Origin of the sequence: Streptomyces sp. NBC_01334 (genome assembly GCF_035983595.1) — a bacterium.
Taxonomy (GTDB): Bacteria; Actinomycetota; Actinomycetes; order Streptomycetales; family Streptomycetaceae; genus Streptomyces; species Streptomyces coriariae.
In genome coordinates this window covers 8,944,398-8,963,496 of record NZ_CP130718.1, presented here as the reverse complement: position 1 = coordinate 8,963,496, position 19,099 = coordinate 8,944,398, and the positions used below count along the sequence as shown (strand labels likewise).

Sequence of the window (19,099 nt, the reverse complement as noted above, 5' to 3'; positions counted from 1 at the left end):
TCGAGGGACGGACGGGTCAGGTGAGGAACGTCTTGAGTTCGTGGACGAGCTTGTCGATGTGGCCGGAGATCACCGGTGTGCCGAGGGTCTTGAACCGCTCCCGGAACCAGGGGTTGACCTCCTGCCGGCCGGAGCTGGTCACCGAGCCGACGGGGATGAACTTCACGCCGGAGCGGTGGACTTCCTCGATGCCCTCGAACAGCGGCTGGGAGCGGTCGAACTCGTAGAAGTCGGAGATCCACACCAGCACGGTGTTCTTGGGCTCGGCGATCTTCGGGCGGGCCATGGCCATGGCCACGGGGCCGTCGTTGCCGCCGCCCAGCTTGGTCCGCAGCAGCACCTCGAACGGCTCGTTCACCCAGGGGGTGAGGTCGATGGCGCGGGTGTCGTACGCGATGAGGTGCACGTCGACCTTGGGCAGTCCGGCGAAGATCGACGCCAGGATGGTGCAGTTGACCATGGAGTCGACCATCGAGCCCGACTGGTCCACGACCACGATGAGCCGCTGCGGGGTCGTCCTGCGGGCGGTGTGGCGGTAGTAGAGGCGGTCGACGTAGAGGCGTTCCTCTTCGGGGCTGTAGTTGGTGAGGTTCTTCCAGATCGTGCGGTCGAGGTCGAGATTGCGGTACACCCGCTTGGGCGGGACCGAGCGGTCGAGCGCGCCGACCGTGGTCTTCTCCACCTGGGTGCGCAGCACTTCGGCGACCTCGTCGACGAAACGGCGGATCAGCGACTTGGCGTTGGCGAGGGCGACGCCGGAGAGGTTGCCCTTGTCGCGCAGCAACTGCTCGATCAGCGACATGCTCGGGGTGAGCCGCGCGGCGAGCTCGGGGTCGGCGAGCACTTCCCGCAGATGCATGCGCCGGACGAGGTCCGCTTCGATGGCGCCGAGTTCCGGGCCCAGACCGGGGACGAGCCCGCCGGTGTCGGGTGTCGTGCCGCGACCGCCGCGCAACTCCCCCGGCCGGCTGCCGAGGGCGCGCTCCAGCCAGCCGGCGTCGCTCTGCCAGCGGGACAGCTGTCCGGCGCTGACGGCCCCCGAGCCGGTGGAGAAGACGTTCAGCAGCACCTTGGACACGAGTGCCGCGCGCCGCACCTCCGCCGCACGGTCACGCACGTCCTCGTCGGCCGTAGCCTCGCTGTCGCTGTCGTCGGCGGTGTCGGGGGCCGGGTCGATGCCGGGAACCATCAACCCGTCGAATTCCGCCGCCAGTTCGGGGTGCCGCTGGACGATGGAGTCGACGGAGGTCTGCGGGTCCAGCAGGGCGGGCGGCAGGCCGATGTCCTCGACGACGGCGAGGCTCGCCGATTCCAGGCCGGCCTGCTCCTCGGGGTCGAAGAGGCGGGCCAGCAGCCGCCAGTAGAGGACCTGGCGACGGTTGTCGTCGGGAACGGCTTCCGGCATGGGGTCGCTCATTTCCGCAGCAGCCTTCCCGCCCGCTCGCGCAGGACGGTCACGGCGTCGGTGGCGGCCTTCTCGGCCCGGACGCCGGTCTTGTCGGTGGTGCCGCCGGCCCACGCTCCCGCGTGCAGGGCGACGGCTTTCTTGCGCACGGTGGTCTCCACCGCGAGCGGCTGGAGACGGAAGCCGCCGCCGTCCCAGCGCAGCAGGCCCACGCAGGCGCGGGAGGCCGCGACGGCCTCGGGCGTGAGCGGGCTCGCGGTCGGGATGCGGTCGGTGTCGACGGGGAGCGCGTGTCCGGCGAAGGTGAAGGTGAGCGTGTCGCCGTCCTGTCCGCTGTCGTAGCCCTCCAGGAACACCGGCTCGGCGAGGCGCGCGGGGTGGCGGTCCAGGGGGGCGGTGGGCAGGGCGGTGGCGGTCGGCAGGACGACCCGCGCGGTGGCGAGGGCGTCGGCGGGCTCGCCCGCGCGGGCCCGGGCGTCGTCCCAGACGAGGTCTCCCTCGTCGGTGAGGGGCATGGCGTCGAGGTCCATCGCCCGGCCCTCGCCGAGGGCGGTGAGCAGCGACAGGTGTGGCCGCAGCAGCTGCCAGACGCCCGCCGCGACGACGGTGTCCGGCTTGGGCACCGAGACGCTCGCACGGACCAGCCGGGGTGCGGTGCCGTCGGCGGGTTCGAACACCGCGTGGACCTGGGCCTGCACGGCGGTGGCGTGTTCGTGCAGGTCGAGGCCGAGCGGCAGCAGACGGCCGGTGGCGGCCGTGACGGCGGGCCGGTCGGTGGCGCCGGGCATGGTCAGCAGCAGGGCGCGGGACCACAGGTCGCCCCAGCGGCGTGCGGGGATCCTGTCCAGGGCCGATCCGGGGCAGGAGGCGGCGAGTTCGGCGGCGAATCCGTCGAGCAGCGTGGCCAGCCGGCGCAGTTCGGGGTCGGGCAGCATCGCGGAGACGATGGGTGCGGCTCCGCCGGCCAGCTCGTGGTCGATGCCCTGCCAGCCGGTGCGCGCGAGGTCCGAAAGCCAGGTGCGGGCGGCTGCCAGCAGGTTCACCGTCGGCCGTGCGGCGGGGGCCTCGGCCGTCCGCTCCTCGCGCGTGCGGCCGGTCACCTCGTCGACGCCGACCGTGAGGGCGTCGTGCACGGCGCCGAACAGGGCGGTGCGGGCGGCGGCGAGGGTGACGAAGTGGTGCTCGCTCGCGGCTCCGGCGGCGGCCTTCGCGGCGGCCTCGGCGACCCGGGCGGCAGGCGGGCTGCCGGCGACGGCGCGGGCGAGCACGGTGAGATCGTCCATCTGCTCGGGCCGGGGGCGCAGCAGGCCGGCGACCAGGGTCCGGTCGAAGGCGTCGATCGCCGCCAGGGCCTCGCCGAGTCCCTCGACGGGTGCGGTGAGCAGGTCGGCGTGTTCCGCCGCGGTCGTGCCGCGCTCGCCGCGGGGTGTCTGCGGGGCGTCCGTCGCCCGGGTCGGCGGGAACCACTGGAGCTCCGGGAGCGGGGCGGTGACCGCGGGCAGTTCCAGGTAGGCCAGGTGGCGCAGGAACCGGCTGAAGACGGGTGCGGCGGCCGACTTGCCGTCCGCCTGGGGTGGGTGGGTGCCGGTCATCGCGGCGGTGAGGGCGGCGGCGTCGGGCTCACCGCCCGTGGGCTCGACGCGCAGGTAGCGGGCGACGCGGTCGGCGCCGTACTGGAGCACGGCCTCGGTGACCAGCGCACGGATGTGGTTGCAGAACGAGCCCCGCGCGCCGCCGCAGGGACGGTTGTTGTTGGTGCTGCACGCGAAGGCGTAATTGCCGGCGGCCACCGACGAGACGTACACCCGCTCGATGTCCGAGCCGCTGGAGACGACGCCCTGGAGGCGTCCGTCGGCCAGTTCGACGAAGGGAACCTTGGCGAGCTTGCGGGGCCGTGCGGGCGGCACCACCCGGGCCGTACTCGAATTCTCCCAGTCGGACAACGCACCAGCTCCTTTGCGGCACAGGGCTCCGCACGCCGAATCGGCGCAGCACAGGGGGGTTGTCGCGCCGGATTCGGTGCGACAACGACGAACTTACCGGCGACCACTGACAACGCCGTCCGCGTCGACGGGAGGACGGGAGCACGCCGTGCGTGACCACGGCAGGACCCCGTCCGTATGCCGGTCGGCGCGGCCCCGGACGTCCCGGCTCTTCTAGAATTCGGATGATCATGCCCGGGGGCGACGGCGGGGGCATGTCGGTGTGGATGGGTACGAAGGGGCGGGGTTGAGCGGGGAGCAGGCGGCGTTCGGAGCGCTGCTGCGGGAGTTTCGGCTGGCCGCGTCACAGACCATCGAGGGCCTGGCGGAGGCGTCGGGCGTGAGCGTGCGGGGCATCGGGGACCTGGAACGCGGGCGGCGGGCGGCTCCGCAGCGGCGGACGGTCGCCGCGCTCGCGGACGGTCTGGGCCTGGCCGAGGCGCCGCGGGAGCGGCTGCTCACGGCAGCGCGGGCCGGGCGCGACGGAGGCTACCGCCCGGTGGGGGTGCGGGCGTTCCCGCGCGGAGTCGACGACTTCGTCGGCCGGGAGGGGGAGCTGGCGCGGCTGGCGGCGCTCGCGGAGCAGGAAGCCGTCGCCCAGCCGGTGGTGGTGGCGGTGTCCGGGCCGCCGGGCACGGGCAAGACGACGCTGGCGCTGCACGCGGCCCGTGGTCTCGCCGACCGGTTTCCGCACGGGGAGTTGGTCCTGGACCTGCGCGGCACCGACGGCGATCCGCCCGGTCCCGCCGAACTGGTGCTGCGGGTGCTCAAGGCCCTGCAGGTGTCCGACCGGGAACTCTCCCAGGCCGGGCCGCAGGGCCACCCGGAGCTGTACCGGCAGCTGTTGGCGGAGCGGCGCTGTCTGCTGGTCCTGGACAACGCGCGCGACGAGGGGCAGGTGCGTCCGCTGCTGCCGGCCGCGGGGGCGGGCATGGTGGTGGTGACGAGCCGTCGCATGCTGACCGGGCTGGACAGTGTGCACCGGCTGCCGCTCGGTGAACTGGACCCCGCGGCGGCCGCCGCGCTTCTGACCTCCCTCGTCGGAGCCGATCGGGCGGACGCCGATCCGGCCGCCCTCCGCGCGGTCGCCGAGCGCTGCGGGCACCTGCCGCTCGCTCTGCGGGTGGCGGGCAACTGGCTGGCCACCCGCACCGGTTGGAGCGTTCGCCGACTGGCGGACCGCCTCGCCGTCGAGGAGCGGCGGCTGGAGGCGCTGGCCGCCGGGGACGTACGGGTGGCCGCCGCCTTCGACCTGTCCTACCGTCAGCTGACTCCCTCGGCCGCCCGGCTGTTCCGGCGTCTCGCCATGGTCCCCGGCCAGGACACGGCGGCACCGGGCGCCGCCCGGCTCACGGGCCAGCCGGTGTTCGACGCCGAGGACACCCTGGAGGAGCTGGTCGAGACCGGGCTGCTGGGAACGGACGGTGACCGCTACCGCCTGCACGACCTGCTGCGGCTGTACGCCCGCACCCGCCTCGAGGCCGAGGAGAGCTCGCGGGACGTGGACCGGGCCCGCACGGAGCTCTTCCGCTGGCTGCTGGAGACCGCGGTCGTCGCGGGCCGCTGGTTCGAGCCGGGCCACGGCGCTCCGCCGCCCACCTGGCGGGGAACGGTCGACCTGTCCACCGCGGGCCGGGCCCGTGCCTGGCTTCAGGCGGAGGGCGACAACTGGCTGGCCGCTCTGCGCGCGGCCGAGGCCGCCGGTGAGCACGCGACCGTGGTGGAGGTGGCCGAGGCCCTGCACTGGTTCTCCGACCAGTGGATCTTCTGGGGACACTGGCCCGAGGTCTTCGGCACGGCCGCCCGCTGCGCGCGGGCCCTGGGCGATCCGGCGCTGGAGGCCACCCAGCTCAACTACCACGCCTGGGCGCTCCTCGTGTGCGAGCGCCGCCACCAGGACAGTCTGCTGCGCTCCGCCGAGGCCCTGGCCGCAGCGGAGCGGGCGGGCGACGCGGGCCAGCAGGCCTGGGCCCACATGTACCAGGGCTGGGCGCTGCAGCAGATCACCGACCTCGGTCCCGCCGCGGACCACATGCAGCGTGCCGCCCACCTCTTCGAAACCGTCGGTGACCTGCACGGCGGCCTCCAGGCCCGGCACGGGCGTGCCATCGTCCTGGAGAAACAGGGTCTGACCGAGGAGGCGCACGCGTTCTACCGGGACACGCTCGCCCTGCTGGAACAGGTCAGCGACCGGCTGGAACCGCACATCGCCGACATCACCCGGATCGGGCTGCACGCGGGCCTGGGCAGCAGTTTCGGCGTGCTGGAGCGCTGGCCGGAGGCGGTGGACCAGCTGACCACCGCCGTCGCGATCTGCCGGGCCAGCGGCAACACCGCCCTGGAGAGCCGTCAACTCGTCCACCTGGGCAACGCGCTGCTGTCCGCCGGACGCCCGACGGAGGCACGCGCGGCCTTCGCGCGCTGTGTCTCCCTGGGTGTCCATGCCGATCCGCGACCGGTCGCCGAGGCCCGCGAGCTCCTCGCCCGTCTCGACACGCCCTGAACCAGCGCCCCGCTCCCGTCCCCGGTCCGCCGCGACACGAGGACGGGGGCGGGGACGGCACACGCCGTCGACGGGCGAGGCCCCTCGCCGTGCCGCCCATCCTGCTCCCGCGGGCTCCCCAGCGTCTTGTCCCGGAGCGCACCGCGCTGTTCTCTCAGCGCACGGCGGACGACCGTACCGGTGCGGTCCGTGATTCTGCCTGCTTCCTGCCTGGAGCCCGCCGAGAACCGCTGGTTGGCTGATGAAGGCAGGGAGAATCGGGCCGCCGTCGCCCACTCCCCGCCCGATTCGCAAAGGTGGAGAGGAGAGCCAGGTGGCCCTGGTGCTGACGACCGCTGCGGTTCCCGACGGGGAGCGGCTCGCGTACTGGCGGGACGCCCTGGGCAGAGCGCTGGTGCCGACGGCCGTCACCGCGCGACAGGACGGTCCGTTCGAGGGTCGGGTCTGCTCCGAGCGGCTGGGATACCTGCGCATCGCCACGATCGAGGCCGACGCGCAGCGCCTGAGCCGCACTCCGGCGCACCTCACCGGCGCGGACCCGGCCGCCGCGTGCGTGGCGGTCGGGGTGCAGACGGCGGGTACGGCGACCCTGATCCAGGACGGCGGACGGGCCTTCGTGGGCGAGGGCGACCTCATGGTCTACGACACGGGGCGGCCGTACTCCCTGGACTTCCCGGGGCGCTTCACCACCCACGTCGTCCACCTGCCGCGGCGGGCGCTCGGCCTGCCGGAGGAGGACCTGCGCCGGGTGACCGGGACCGCGATCGCCGGGACGACGGGCTTCGGCGCCCTGCTGGTGAACTTCCTGAGCTCGCTCACCGCCTCGGTCCCGCCCTGCGCCCCGGCCGTCGCCACCAGGCTGGCAACCGGTGTCGTGGACCTCTTCGCCACCCTGGTCGAGGAGCGGACCCAGGACGACGCGACACCGGACGGGAACCCGGGGGACCACCTCGTCCTGCGGGTCCGCGACCACATCGACCGCAACCTCGGCGATCCGGACCTCTCCCCGCAGACCGTCGCGGCGGCGCACCACATCTCCGTGCGCTATCTGCACCGGCTGTTCGAGGGCGAGGGCATCACGGTGGCCCGGCTGATCCAGCGGCGCCGTCTGGAGCGGTGCGCCCGGGAACTGCACCGGCCCGAAGCGACGGCTCCCACGGTGTCGGCGGTCGCCCAGCGCTGGGGTTTCGCCAACCCGGCCCACTTCAGCCGAGTGTTCCGCGCCGCCTACGGGCGTTCCCCCCGTGAGTGGCGCGGGGCGCGGGACGAGCTGCTCCCGACCGGCTGACCGGCCGTCCTCGCGCGCGACCAGGAACGGCTCACATCACCTCGGGACACGGCTTCGGCCGGTCGTCCACGTGTACAGCAGCGCCGTCCCGGCGACCGTGGCCGCCGCCGTGCCGATGGCGCACAGGCCTCCGCGGGAGCGCCAGGACAGTACCGAGCCGGTCGAGTGGGCGGACAGCACCGAACCCGCGCTCAGCCAGGAGCCCGCGGAGACGAAGGACACGGCGGAGCCCACCGACCCCACGGACAGGAAACTGCCGACCGAGGCGACGGACAGGGAGCTGCCCACGGAGCCGACGGAGAGGAACGAGTCGACGGAGCCGATCGACAACGCCGAGTTCTTCGACCACAGCGAACGCCAGGAACCTTCGGCGCCGTCCACGGCTCGCGTCACGTCCCGCGTCGCGGCCTTCGTCCCGGATCTCGTACTGGATCTGGTCATGCTTCGACTATAGGAGCGGACCGGTCAGGAGGGTGGCCAGTCGCGGTAGGCGATACGGGCCCGGTCGTGGATCTCTCCGACGGTGCCCCACTCGTTGCGGCCCAGCCGGGCCAGCGGCCGCAGGAGCCGGATGTCGGGGTGTCCGTCGACGACGACGTCCTCGCGCACGGCGGCGTGCACGACCTCGCCGAGGACCAGCGTGGAGTTGCCGATACGGAGCGTGGAGTGCAGCCGGCACTCCAGAGCCACCGGGGAGGCTGCCACACGGGGCGGCTTCACCCGCAGCGAGGGCTCCTTCTCGATGCCCACCGCGTCGAACTCGCCCTCGTGCGCGGGAAAGTCGGTGCCGGTGGCGTTGATCTGGTCGAAGAGCGGCTCGGACGCGAAGTTGACCACGAACTCGCCGGTGGCCTCGACGTTGCGCAGCGAGTCCTTGCGCCCGACGGAGGTGAACTGGACGATCGGCGGGTCGGTACAGGCGACGGTGAAGAAGGAGTGCGGAGCGAGGTTCGCACCAAATGGGGCTACTGCCGAGACCGTGGAGACCCAGGCGATCGGCCTGGGCACCACCACTGCGGTCAGAAGCCGGTAGAACTCGCTGACGTCCATGGCCCGGGGATCGAGATCGATGCGCATGCCGATCAGTATCCCGCGGCGGGCCGCAGACCATCTCACCAGGTCAGCGGCATGGCCCAGCCGCGAAAGCCGAGGAACGTCCCGGGTGTCGGAAGGATCCGAGCCGAGCGCCCGGCGGGCTGCCTGCGCATGTTCTCCGACCGATTCGGCCTGGAGGCCGGCGCGGACCGCCGGCAGGAGGACACTGACGACACACGCGAGCGATTGCGGTGGCCGGAGTTCGTCAAGGTCCGCCGCCCGGCCGCATCACCTGCCGCCCGTGCACCACCCGGGCCACCCGTCGCCCATGCGGCGCTCCCCGTCGGCGCCGTCTTGTGCGGGCCCCGAGGTCTGGGTGGGGGCGGCCTGCGCACGGCCACCCAGAGATTGCCGTACCGGATCCCGGTCCGGTGTCCGGATCCGGCTGGGAAACGGGCAGCACACGGGCACGCCCGGCAGACGAACGGGCAGCGGCCCCCTTCGCCCGCACCCCTTCAGCCGCATCGTCCAGGGTCTCCGGCCTTCGAGAAACGGGCACATTCGGTCATGAAGTGCTGTGCGAGGAACCTGTTCAGCCGAGCGGCCGCCTTGTAGAAATTGCCTCAGGAGCCCGAACGGGCAGGGCTCCGGAAACAGCCGACGCCGGCTGGCAGAGCATGCGGAGCCGTGAAACGGAGGTGTCGTCGTGGACGCCGATGAGCGCAGACGTGGAATCCTGGAAACGGCACGCCGTACCGGATCCGTGGATGTCGGAAAGCTCGCCGCTGATCTGGGGGTCTCCAAGGAGACCGTGAGGCGCGATCTGAAGCTGCTCGAAGAGCACGGGCTGGTCCGGCGTACCCATGGCGGCGCACATCCCGTGGAGAGTGCGGGCTTCGAAACCACACTCGCCTTCCGTACCACCATGCACGTTCCCGAGAAGTCCCGGATCGCGGCCGCCGCGGCCGGACTGCTCGGAGACGCCGAGACCGTCTACATCGACGAGGGCTACACCCCGCAGCTCATCGCCGCCGCCCTCCCCCGGGACAGGCCACTGACCGTGGTCACCTCCTCGCTGTCCACAGCGGGTGCCCTGGCTTCCGACGAGAACATCGCCGTGCTGCTGCTCGGCGGCCGGGTGCGCGGTGGGACTCTGGCCACGGTCGACCACTGGGCGACCCGCATGCTGTCCGGCTTCGTCATCGACCTGGCGTACGTCGGCGCGAACGGCATATCCCGTGAGTACGGCCTCACCACCCCCGACCCCGCGGTCAGCGAGGTGAAGGCCGAGGTCATGCGGGTCGCCAAACGCCGGGTGTTCTCCGGCGTCCACACGAAATTCGGTGCCGTGAGCTTCTGCCGATTCGCGAGGGTCATGGATTTCGAGGCCATCGTCACCGACACGGGACTACCCGCTTCCGAGGCCCACCGTTACGCACTGCTGGGTCCCCAGGTCATCCAGGCCTGAGCCGCAGTTCATCGCCCCTTCCCACCTCGTAAGGCCGGGGTCCTGGTTCCCCATGCCCTCGAACACTCCCTGGAGTCAGTCATGCGATCGACAAGACACGTTCTCATAGCCGGCGCCGCTGCCACCGCCCTGCTCGCCACCGCCTGTTCCGGGGCCGGTGCCGGTGCCGGGGGATCCTCGGACGGCGGTAAGAGCATCAACGTGCTGATGGTCGGCAACCCGCAGATGGAGGACATCGCGAAGCTGACCAAGAGCACGTTCACGAAGGACACCGGGATCAAGGTCAACTTCACGGTACTTCCCGAGAACGAGCTGCGCGACAAGGTCACCCAGGACATCGCCACCCAGGCCGGCCAGTACGACGTCGCCACCATCGGCGCCTACGAGGTGCCCATCTGGACCAAGAACGGCTGGCTGCACGAGCTCGGCTCCTACGCCGACAAGGACACCAGCTTCGACAAGGCCGACCTGCTCAAGCCGATGGTGCAGTCGCTGTCCGGCTCCGACGGCAAGCTCTACGCCCTGCCGTTCTACGGCGAGTCGTCGATGCTCATGTACAACAAGGACGTCATGAGCGCGAAGGGCATCACGGTGCCCGAGCACCCGACCTGGCAGCAGATCGCCGACATCGCGGCCAAGGTCGACGGCGCCGAGCCCGGTATGAAGGGCATCTGCCTGCGCGGGCTGGCCGGCTGGGGCGAACTCGGCGCGCCGCTGACGAGTGTGGTCAACACCTTCGGCGGCACGTGGTTCACCGAGGACTGGGAGGCGCAGGTCAACAGCCCCGCGTTCAAGAAGGCCACCGACTTCTACGTCGACCTGGTCAGGAAGCACGGTGAGGCGGGCGCCCCGCAGGCCGGATTCACCGAGTGCCTGAACGCGCTCAGCCAGAAGAAGGTCGCGATGTGGTACGACGCGACCAGCGCCGCCGGGTCACTGGAGGACCCCGCCTCCAGCAAGATCGCCGGCCATGTCGGTTACGCCTACGCGCCGACCGTCGAGACCAGGAGCAGCGGCTGGCTGTGGGCCTGGGCCTGGGCCATGCCCAAGACCACGAAGAACGCCGACGCGGCCTCGCAGTTCATGCTGTGGGCCTCCAGCAAGAAGTACGAGAACCTCGTCGGAGCCAAGCTCGGCTGGTCGCGTGTCCCGGCCGGCAAGCGGGCCAGCACGTACGACATCCCGCAGTACCAGAAGGCCGCCGCCTCGTTCGGTGACATCACCTTGAAGTCCATCGAGGGAGCCGACCCGGCCAACCCGGGCGTCCAGCCCCGCCCGACCGTGGGCATCCAGTACGTGGCCATCCCCGAGTTCCAGGACCTGGGTACCAAGGTCACCCAGGAGATCTCCGCCGCCATCGCCGGCAAGACCAGCGTGGACAAGGCACTCGACGACGGCCAGAAGCTCGCCGAGGACGTCGCCAAGACCTACCGGAAGTGACCCTCGCCGCCCGGCCGGCCCCGCGTCGGCCGGGCGCCGCTTCCCCGAACCCCGGCCCTCACCGGCAGAGGAAAGTCTCATGACCACGCTCACCGCACCCCCCAGGACCGCACCACCACCCGCCCGCACCCGGAAGTCCACCGGAGTCGGCAAGTGGCGACGACGTCTCCCGCTGCTGCCCGCGCTGGTGTTCACGATCGTCGTCACGCAGCTGCCGTTCGTGGCCACGATCGTCATCTCCACTTTCCGGTGGAACATCCTCAAGCCGGGCGAGCGGCACTTCGTCGGACTGTCCAACTTCTCGTTCGTCTTCACCGACGAACGGCTGCGCACGGCCGTGCTCAACACCGTCGTCCTCACCGCCTCGGTGGTGGTCATCAGCGTGATCCTCGGACTCGGCCTGGCCATGCTGCTCGACCGCCGGTTCGCCGGCCGCGGTCTGGCCCGCACGCTGCTCATCGCCCCGTTCCTCGTGATGCCGGTCGCGGCGGCACTGCTGTGGAAACACGCCATCTACAACCCCGACTACGGCCTGCTCAACGGCACCCTGAACGCCGTCTACCGGTTCTTCGGCGCGGACAACGGCCCCACGGTCGACTGGATCTCGTCGTATCCGATGCCCGCCGTCGTGGTGTCGCTGGTGTGGCAGTGGACCCCGTTCATGATGCTGATCCTCCTGGCCGGCCTCCAGGCGCAGCCCGGTGACGTCCTGGAAGCGGCCCGCATGGACGGGGCGTCGGCGTCGGCGACCTTCCGCTTCATCACGCTGCCGCACCTGCGCCAGTACATCGAACTCGGCGTCCTGCTCGGCACGATCTACGTCGTGCAGACCTTCGACGCGGTCTACACCATCACCCAGGGCGGCCCCGGCTCGCAGACGACCAACCTGCCCTACGAGATCTACCTGACCATGTTCCGCAAGTACGAGTACGGCGAGGCAGCCGCCGCCGGTGTCGTCGTCGTCCTCGGCTCGATCGTGATCGCGACCTTCGCGCTGCGCACCATCGCGTCGCTCTTCCGCGAGGAGACATCCCGATGACCGCTCACGCAGCCCTCGCCGCAACCGGCAGGTTCACCAAGCTCCTGCGCCGCCGCAACGACGACCACGGCGGTGCGCCGAAGCTGTCGCCGCTGTGGACGTTCGTCGCCTGGCTCGCCACGCTCGCGTTCTTCGCGCCGGTGGCCTGGATGGTGCTGACCTCCTTCCATCAGGAGGCGGACGCGGCGACCAACCCGCCCACCCCCTTCGCCCCGGTCACCTTCGACCAGTACAAGCTGCTGTTCAGCCGCGACATCACCCCCTTCCTCCTCAACTCGGCCATGGCCAGCGTCCTTTCGACCCTGCTCGTCCTCGCCCTGGCGGTGCCGGCGGCCTACGCGCTGTCCATCAAGCCGGTCGAGAAATGGACCGACGTCATGTTCTTCTTCCTGTCCACGAAGTTCCTCCCCGCCATCGCGGCCCTGCTGCCGGTGTACCTGATCGTCAAGGACGCCGGAATGCTCGACAACGTGTGGACACTGGTCGTCCTCTACACCGCCATGAACCTCCCGATCGCGGTCTGGATGATGCGCTCGTTCCTCGCCGAGGTCCCCAAGGAGATCCTGGAGGCGGCCGAGGTCGACGGCGCGGGCCTGCTCACCGTGCTGTGGCGGGTCGTCGCACCCGTCGCCCTGCCCGGACTCGCCGCCACCTCGCTGATCTGCTTCATCTTCAGCTGGAACGAGTTCATGTTCGCCGTCAACCTCACCGCCACCCAGGCATCCACCGCGCCCGTCTTCCTCGTCGGCTTCATCACCAACGAAGGCCTCTTCCTCGCCCGCCTGTGCGCGGCGGCCACGCTGGTCTCCCTGCCCGTCCTCATCGCCGGATTCGCCGCCCAGGACAAACTGGTCCGCGGCCTCTCCCTAGGAGCAGTCAAATGAAAGCCGCCCTCATCGAAGCTCCCGGCAAGGTCACCGTCACCACGGTGCCCGACCCCACACCCGGGCCGCGCGAAGTCGTGGTCGATGTGGCGGCCTGCGGACTGTGCGGCACCGACCTGCACATCCTCCAAGGGGAGTTCGCACCGACCCTGCCGGTCGTGCCGGGCCACGAGTTCGCCGGTGAGATCGTGGGCCTCGGCAGCGAGGTCACCGAACTCGCGATCGGTGACCGGGTCGCCGTGGACCCCTCGCTGTACTGCAACGAGTGCCGCTACTGCCGGGCCGGACGCAACAACCTCTGTGACCGGTGGCAGGCGATCGGCGTGACCGTGGCCGGTGGCGCCGCCGAGTACGCCGTGGCACCCGTCGCCAACTGCGTACGACTGCCGGACCACGTCGATGTCCAGGACGCGGCGCTGATCGAGCCGTTGTCGTGCGCCGTACGCGGCTACGACGTCCTGCGCAGTCGCCTCGCCTCCCGCGTGCTCATCTACGGCAGCGGGACGATGGGGCTGATGATGCTGGAGCTGGCCAAGCGCACCGGCGCCTCCTCGGTCGACGTCGTCGACATCAACCCGGAGCGACTGGCGACGGCTGAGAAGCTGGGGTGTTCCCGGTCGGCGCTCTCGGCCGACGAGTTGGGTCGGCCGGCCGGCTGGGACGTGGTGATCGACGCGACCGGCAACGCCGCCGCCATCCAGGACGGCCTCGATCGAGTCGCCAAAGCCGGCACGTTCCTGCAGTTCGGGGTCTCCGACTACGCCACGACGGCCACCATCTCCCCGTACCGCATCTACAACCAGGAGATCACCATCACGGGCTCCATGGCTGTGCTGCACAGCTACGAGCGTGCGGCGGAACTGTTCGCCACCGGAGTGCTCGATCCCCAGGTCTTCATCAGCCACCGGATGCCGCTGACCGAGTACCCGCAGGCACTGGACCAGTTCGCCGCCGGTCAGGGCCGCAAGATCATCGTGCTGCCCTGACCGCTCGCCGGCACGGACGGACGGAGCCGGACGTGGACCTGACCTGAACGGCGGTAGGGGCCCCACCTCATTGGGGCCCCTGATCCGTCATCGAGGGCGTTCTGAGAGGCCGGTGGTTCTCGGGACGTTCGAGTGCCGGACCAGGTGTCGGCACGGGTCGCGCAGTGGTGAACCGGTCGAGGCTCGACCCATTCCGTGCTCGTCTCCTCGGTCGGGTCGCCAGACGAAGCGACGAGATGCCCCCTGGCAGTGAGCGCGATGGCCCGGTCGCCTCGCCGGATCTTCCCCCTTTCCCGAGCGCGGCAAAACATCGCCGGCATGCAAGGACGGGCTCGCCCTGAGGCAGACGGGCATCGGGAGCGCAATTAGCGATATACGGAACGGCGGAATGCACGATACGCCAGAAGGCCAGCCGTCATGAATTCAGCCGTAGGGCCATGGCTCATCAAGTAAGTCAAGACTTACCTTCAGGGAAATTCGACCGTAGGGTGTGGCTCGAATCGAAGGAGCCCCCTGTTGTCGAAAATGAATGATCCTGCTGCGCGTGCGGTTGAATCGGAGCGGGATTATGTGTCCTCCTTATATGAGTTGCTCACCGAGCGGCTTTCCGAGGCGCGAGTACACCGAGCGAGTGTGCTGAAGGCCCCGGCGGAAAGCGCCGGTGAGGCATACGAGAGAGAAATCGCCGCCGAGCGTCTGGCCAAGGAAATCGGCCGACTGGAGGGCGCCGAAAAGGGGCTGGTTTTCGGGCGCATCGACTGGACGGATGGCACGGCCCTGCGCATCGGGCGGATCGGACTGCATACGGAGGAGGATGACCTGCCTCTGCTCGTGGACTGGCGCGCGAACGCGGCGCGGCCCTTCTACGAGGCGACACCGGTCCACCCGATGGACCTGCGGCGGCGCCGGCACCTGCGCCTCGAGGAGCGCACGGTCATCTCGGTGAGCGACGAACTGCTGGACGGGACCGCCCCGACCGACGAGGACGTCGTGGGGGACGGCCCGTTGACCGAGGCTCTGTCGGCACGGCGTACGGGCAGGATGCACGCGGCCGTCGCGACGCTGCAGGCCGAGCAGGACGAGATCGTCCGCTCCGCCCACCGCGGGGTGACCGTGGTGCAGGGCGGGCCCGGTACCGGCAAGACGGTGGTCGCCCTGCACCGGGCGGCCTACGTCCTGTACGCGTTCCCGCGCGCCGCGGAGGAGGGTGTCCTGGTGGTGGGCCCGAACGCCCGGTTCCTCGACTACATCTCCCAGGTCCTTCCCTCGCTCGGAGAGAACGACGTCGTTCTGGCGACCTGCCGGGAACTGGCCGGAGTGTCCACGGACGCGGTGGACCCGTTCGATACGGCGCGCCTCAAGGGCAGCTCCGACCTCGCCGACGCCTTGGCCGGCCTGCTGCGCGTCCACCAAGCCCCCGCCGGTGACTTCACCGTGCGGGTCGGACAGGAACTGGTTCACCTGTCCGGCGAGGAAGTCGCCACGGCACGCGACACCGCCGTGGCAGCCGCGCCGGGGCACAACCCCGCGCGCCAGGTGTTCAAAGAGCTCTTGGTCGACGCCGTCACCGACGCGATGCAACGGGACATGGGCGACCTCCTGGAGCAGATCGACGCCGATGCCGAAAAGATGACGGGCATCAACCTCGACCGGTTCACGGGAGCCGCCCAGCGCCGTGCCGAAGGTGCGGCCGACTCGGGTCCGGTCCACGAGCTGGACCTGGACGCCCTCCGGGCCGATCTCCTCGACGACGCCGGCGTCGACCGAGCGGTCGAGGTGTTGTGGCCGCGGCTGGCACCCGGTGACCTCGTGAAGGCGCTCCTGACCAACGCCGGCGCTCTCGCCGAGTACCTGCCCCGCCTGACCGCACAGGAGCGGTCCCTTCTGCTGCGCGGCCCGGACGCCCCGTGGACCGATGCCGATGTGCCGTTGCTGGACGAGGCGGCGAGCCTGGTCGACGGCCCCCTCGAGCAGACGTACGGGCACGTCGTCGTCGACGAGGCGCAGGAACTGACCGCCATGCAGTGGCGGATGATCGTCCGCCGCTGCCCGGCAAGGGCGATGACGCTGGTGGGTGACTTCGCCCAGGCGGGCCCGGTCGCGACAGCACGCGACTGGAAGGAGGCGCTGAGCCCCCACGTCGGACCGCGGTTCGAACTGCACAACCTGACCGTCAGCTACCGCACCACGCAGGAGATCCTGGAGAGCGTCCGGGACCTGCTCACGCGGATCGCTCCGGACCAGAAGCCCACACGGTCACTGCGGAGCGGTGAGAGCCCTCGCACCGTGACCCCACCTCCGGACGGGTTGGTCACCACCGTCGTTCAGGAACTCCGCGCCCAGAGCACCGCGCACCCGGGCGAGCTTCTGGGAGTGATCTGCGCGGACACCAGGGTGAGCGAGCTGACGGCCCAGGGCATCGCTCACCACGCACGCATCGTGCCGGCGTCCGAAGCACGCGGCCTGGAGTTCGACGGGGTCGTCGTCATGAACCCCGAGGAAATCATCACGGCCCGCCCCGGTGGGGAGAGGGACTTGTACGTAGCCCTGACCCGGGCCACCAAGCGCCTCTGCACGATCACCGTCCAGCCCGCGTGACGACTCGGCGCCCGCGTCGTCACCGCGGGCGCACCCGGCTTGTCGGCGAGTACGCCCTGGTCTGCCGAAGCGGACCACCGGGAGGCCGCGGGACCGCGCTCAGCGAGCGCGCCGCATCCTGCGCCTGAGCGGCCTGACGGGGCGCAGGGGCGCCGACCGGAGACGAGAGTCAAGATTTCGTGGCATCGCTCACGCCGGCCAGGAGAACCAATACTCCAGCCGTAGATCGTGATCTTGCTGGTCGGGGCCGGCCGGGGGGAGCCTCAGCGTCTTCCCGTCCATCCTGGGCCCGCACGCCCAGGGCTACGCCGCGTTCGGCACCGACACCGGCATCGACGTCACGGAGCTCAACTCGAGTATGGCCGTCGGCTCCGGCTCGATCATCAGCACCGCGCACGACCTGAACCGGTTCTACGCCGCGCTGCTCGGCGGCCGTCTGCTGGCTCCGGCGCAGCTCGACGAAATGACGACCACCACGCCCGCGCCCGAGCTGGGCGTGAGATATGGACTCGGTCTGGCCGAGATCCCGTTGCCCTGTGGCGGCAGCTGCTTCGGCCACCGGGACGAGCTCCTCGGCTATGTCACCTGGGGCGGCGCCACCCGAGACGGGACCCGGACCGCCGTGGTGTACGTCACCCGTGACGGCGGCCAGGACACCCAGCAGGCCATGACCACACTCGTGGGTCAGGAACTGTGCCGGACGCGTTCTTGGTACTCCAGCCGTAGACATCGAGCTTGCTGGTGGACCGACTGAGCTTGCTGGTGGGCCGACTGCGGGAAGGCCGCGGCCGCCGCTGATCATCGGTGCGTGAAGACTGAAGATCATGCGGTGGCCGCAGGTCGCAGCGTAGACCCTGCCCGCCGGCAGGAGGGGTTTGAGGCTCTGATGGGCCGGATAGCGGGCCGGTTCGCGCGGGTTGAGCCCCGGCGCCGGGTGAGGGACTTGGTGCACCTGCTCGGCCGAGCCCGGTGGGATGCCGGCCGCGTGCGTGATGACGTGCGTGAGTACGTGCTGGAGCATCTGCACGACGAGGATGCGGTGCTGGTGGTCGACGAGACCGGGGACGTGAAGAAGGTCAGGCCGAGGCGGCTTCCGACCTGACCCTGGCCACCGCCGCGGCCACCTGCTCCTGCACGGCGTCCGCGGGCGGTTCACCCAGTACGGCGGCGACCAGGTCGCGGGCGAGGTGGTACAGCTTGGTGTTGGTGTTCTGGGAGGCCAGGACCAGAACCCGCCAGGCCTCCTCGACGCCCAGTCCGAAGGACGCCATGAGGATGCCGCGGGCCAGGTCGATCACCGGACGTGTCTGCATGGCGCGCCGCAGCTGGACGACCTCGATGCGCAGGTCCTCCAGGGTGCCGTCCAAAGCGCTGTCGTCCGGGGCCGCGGCCTGCGCGTCACCACGGTCCGCCGCCCCCTCGCGGGCCCCGTCGGCGGAACCGGGGACATGGGGGCCGGAGGCATGAGGCCCGGGGGCGTCGAACAGCATCCGGGTGCCCGTGAGGGTCAGCAGTCGTTCGACCGCGGGGCCGACCGTTCGCAGGGCGACCGTCTTCCCCTGCTTCAGGCCCTGCTCGTGCAGGCCGATCAGCACGTTGAGTGCGGAGCAGTCACAGAACTCGACGCCGCCGAGTTCCAGATCCACCCCGCCCACCGCGGCGCCGAGCGCCGCACGCAGGGTGTGTGCCAGCTGCTCGGCCGAGTCGAGGTCGAGTTCGCCCCGTACCGCCACGACGACACGGTCGCCGTCGGGACGGACACCGATACGGAGCGCGGGGCCCCGGCGAACGGGACGCGCACCGTTCGCCTCCGCGCCGACGCAGGCGTCTTCGCCTCCGGTGTTCGCACCACGAGCTGGTTCCGACATGACCGCCTCCCCGGTCAGTCCACTGGTCACCTCCAGATTCACCCGCCGCCCGTCACACGTCAACAGATACACGAAATAAAGTTCCGGCCTTTGAATACGTGAATGCTCAGCCGTACAATCGCTCCATGGACGGAGTGCCCGAGTCACACAACGGATGGACGTTCCTCACCAACCACGCCCGCGTGTTGGCGGCCATCGCCGACAACCACAGCGCCCGCATCCGGGATCTCGCCGCGCACTGCCGGCTCACCGAACGGGCGGTCCAGAAAATCATCGCGGACCTGGAGCAGGACGGCTATCTGTCCCACACGAGGGAAGGGCGGGGCAACACCTACCGGGTCGAGCCCGGCAAGGTGCTGCGCCACCCCGCCGAGGCGGGGCTGAGCGTTGCGGCCCTGCTCTCCCTGCTGGCCCAGGACGACGCGGGCCGCGTCCGGCTCCCGGAGGCCGAGGCGGCCGACCCCCGTTCGTGACCGGACCGCGACGGTCCGTACAGCGAGCAAACCTCCTGGCGGCCACGAGAGACGAAGGTCACGAATACGTATCGGACATTTGGCGCTTCAATCTTCACGCCAGCCACACAAGTTGGTTAAGTTGACGCCC

The 19,099-nt window shown here is 70.6% G+C and carries 15 protein-coding genes and 1 pseudogene; 11 read left to right on the top strand and 5 right to left on the bottom strand.

Going from position 1 to position 19,099, the window contains the following annotated elements; all coding sequences use genetic code 11:
* Window positions 1–16: 16 nt before the first annotated feature.
* Both OG736_RS39930 and OG736_RS39925 read right to left on the bottom strand, forming a co-directional pair.
* Complete coding sequence (locus OG736_RS39930; RefSeq protein WP_442817130.1) at window positions 17–1,417, bottom strand: VWA domain-containing protein; 1,401 nt, start codon at window positions 1,415–1,417, stop codon at window positions 17–19.
* Window positions 1,414–2,790, bottom strand: a complete 1,377-nt coding sequence (locus OG736_RS39925; RefSeq protein WP_327187839.1) for a hypothetical protein — start codon at window positions 2,788–2,790, stop codon at window positions 1,414–1,416. Before OG736_RS39925 ends, OG736_RS39930 begins: the two co-directional genes overlap by 4 nt.
* Before the next feature lie 844 nt (window positions 2,791–3,634).
* Between OG736_RS39925 and OG736_RS39915 the strand changes: the two genes are divergently transcribed.
* Both OG736_RS39915 and OG736_RS39910 read left to right on the top strand, forming a co-directional pair.
* Window positions 3,635–5,890: an ATP-binding protein gene (locus OG736_RS39915; protein ID WP_327186785.1), complete on the top strand. Its 2,256-nt coding sequence runs from the start codon at window positions 3,635–3,637 to the stop codon at window positions 5,888–5,890.
* Window positions 5,891–6,203: 313 nt separating this feature from the next.
* Window positions 6,204–7,178, top strand: coding sequence for an AraC-like ligand-binding domain-containing protein (locus OG736_RS39910; RefSeq protein ID WP_327186784.1), 975 nt, complete (start codon window positions 6,204–6,206; stop codon window positions 7,176–7,178).
* Between the two features lie 36 nt (window positions 7,179–7,214).
* Here the strand turns inward: OG736_RS39910 and OG736_RS39905 are convergent, their stop codons facing one another.
* Both OG736_RS39905 and OG736_RS39900 read right to left on the bottom strand, forming a co-directional pair.
* A complete protein-coding gene (locus OG736_RS39905; RefSeq protein ID WP_327186783.1) occupies window positions 7,215–7,619 on the bottom strand; it encodes a hypothetical protein in 405 nt (134 codons plus the stop codon).
* Between the two features lie 24 nt (window positions 7,620–7,643).
* Complete coding sequence (locus OG736_RS39900; protein ID WP_327186782.1) at window positions 7,644–8,255, bottom strand: flavin reductase family protein; 612 nt, start codon at window positions 8,253–8,255, stop codon at window positions 7,644–7,646.
* A 664-nt stretch (window positions 8,256–8,919) separates the two neighbouring features.
* Here OG736_RS39900 and OG736_RS39895 point away from each other — a divergent pair.
* The 8 genes and pseudogenes from OG736_RS39895 to OG736_RS39860 form a co-directional block, all read left to right on the top strand.
* A complete protein-coding gene (locus OG736_RS39895) occupies window positions 8,920–9,681 on the top strand; it encodes a DeoR/GlpR family DNA-binding transcription regulator (protein ID WP_327186781.1) in 762 nt (253 codons plus the stop codon).
* Between the two features lie 69 nt (window positions 9,682–9,750).
* The gene (locus tag OG736_RS39890; RefSeq protein ID WP_442817210.1) at window positions 9,751–11,121 is read left to right on the top strand and encodes an ABC transporter substrate-binding protein; all 1,371 of its coding nucleotides are present in this window, start codon (window positions 9,751–9,753) and stop codon (window positions 11,119–11,121) included.
* 79 nt (window positions 11,122–11,200) lie between these two features.
* Window positions 11,201–12,160 carry a carbohydrate ABC transporter permease gene (locus tag OG736_RS39885; RefSeq protein WP_327186779.1) on the top strand — a complete coding sequence of 320 codons (960 nt, stop codon included), beginning with the start codon at window positions 11,201–11,203 and terminating at the stop codon, window positions 12,158–12,160.
* A complete protein-coding gene (locus OG736_RS39880; protein ID WP_327186778.1) occupies window positions 12,157–13,044 on the top strand; it encodes a carbohydrate ABC transporter permease in 888 nt (295 codons plus the stop codon). Before OG736_RS39885 ends, OG736_RS39880 begins: the two co-directional genes overlap by 4 nt.
* Window positions 13,041–14,030, top strand: a complete 990-nt coding sequence (locus OG736_RS39875; RefSeq protein ID WP_327186777.1) for a zinc-dependent alcohol dehydrogenase family protein — start codon at window positions 13,041–13,043, stop codon at window positions 14,028–14,030. The genes OG736_RS39880 and OG736_RS39875 overlap by 4 nt, the downstream gene beginning before the upstream one ends.
* A 570-nt stretch (window positions 14,031–14,600) precedes the next feature.
* Entirely contained in the window at window positions 14,601–16,628 is a 2,028-nt protein-coding gene (locus OG736_RS39870; protein WP_327186776.1) for a HelD family protein, read from the top strand.
* A gap of 280 nt (window positions 16,629–16,908) precedes the next feature.
* Window positions 16,909–17,382, top strand: coding sequence for a serine hydrolase (locus OG736_RS39865; RefSeq protein WP_442817209.1), 474 nt, complete (start codon window positions 16,909–16,911; stop codon window positions 17,380–17,382).
* A 132-nt stretch (window positions 17,383–17,514) separates the two neighbouring features.
* A pseudogene (locus OG736_RS39860) lies at window positions 17,515–17,703 on the top strand (transposase); the annotation flags it as partial.
* Window position 17,704: 1 nt separating this feature from the next.
* Here OG736_RS39860 and OG736_RS39855 read toward each other — a convergent pair.
* Entirely contained in the window at window positions 17,705–18,496 is a 792-nt protein-coding gene (locus OG736_RS39855; protein ID WP_327186775.1) for an anti-sigma factor antagonist, read from the bottom strand.
* Window positions 18,497–18,621: 125 nt separating this feature from the next.
* Here OG736_RS39855 and OG736_RS39850 point away from each other — a divergent pair, with 125 nt between their 5' ends.
* Window positions 18,622–18,969, top strand: coding sequence for a helix-turn-helix transcriptional regulator (locus OG736_RS39850; RefSeq protein WP_327186774.1), 348 nt, complete (start codon window positions 18,622–18,624; stop codon window positions 18,967–18,969).
* Window positions 18,970–19,099: the final 130 nt, after the last annotated feature.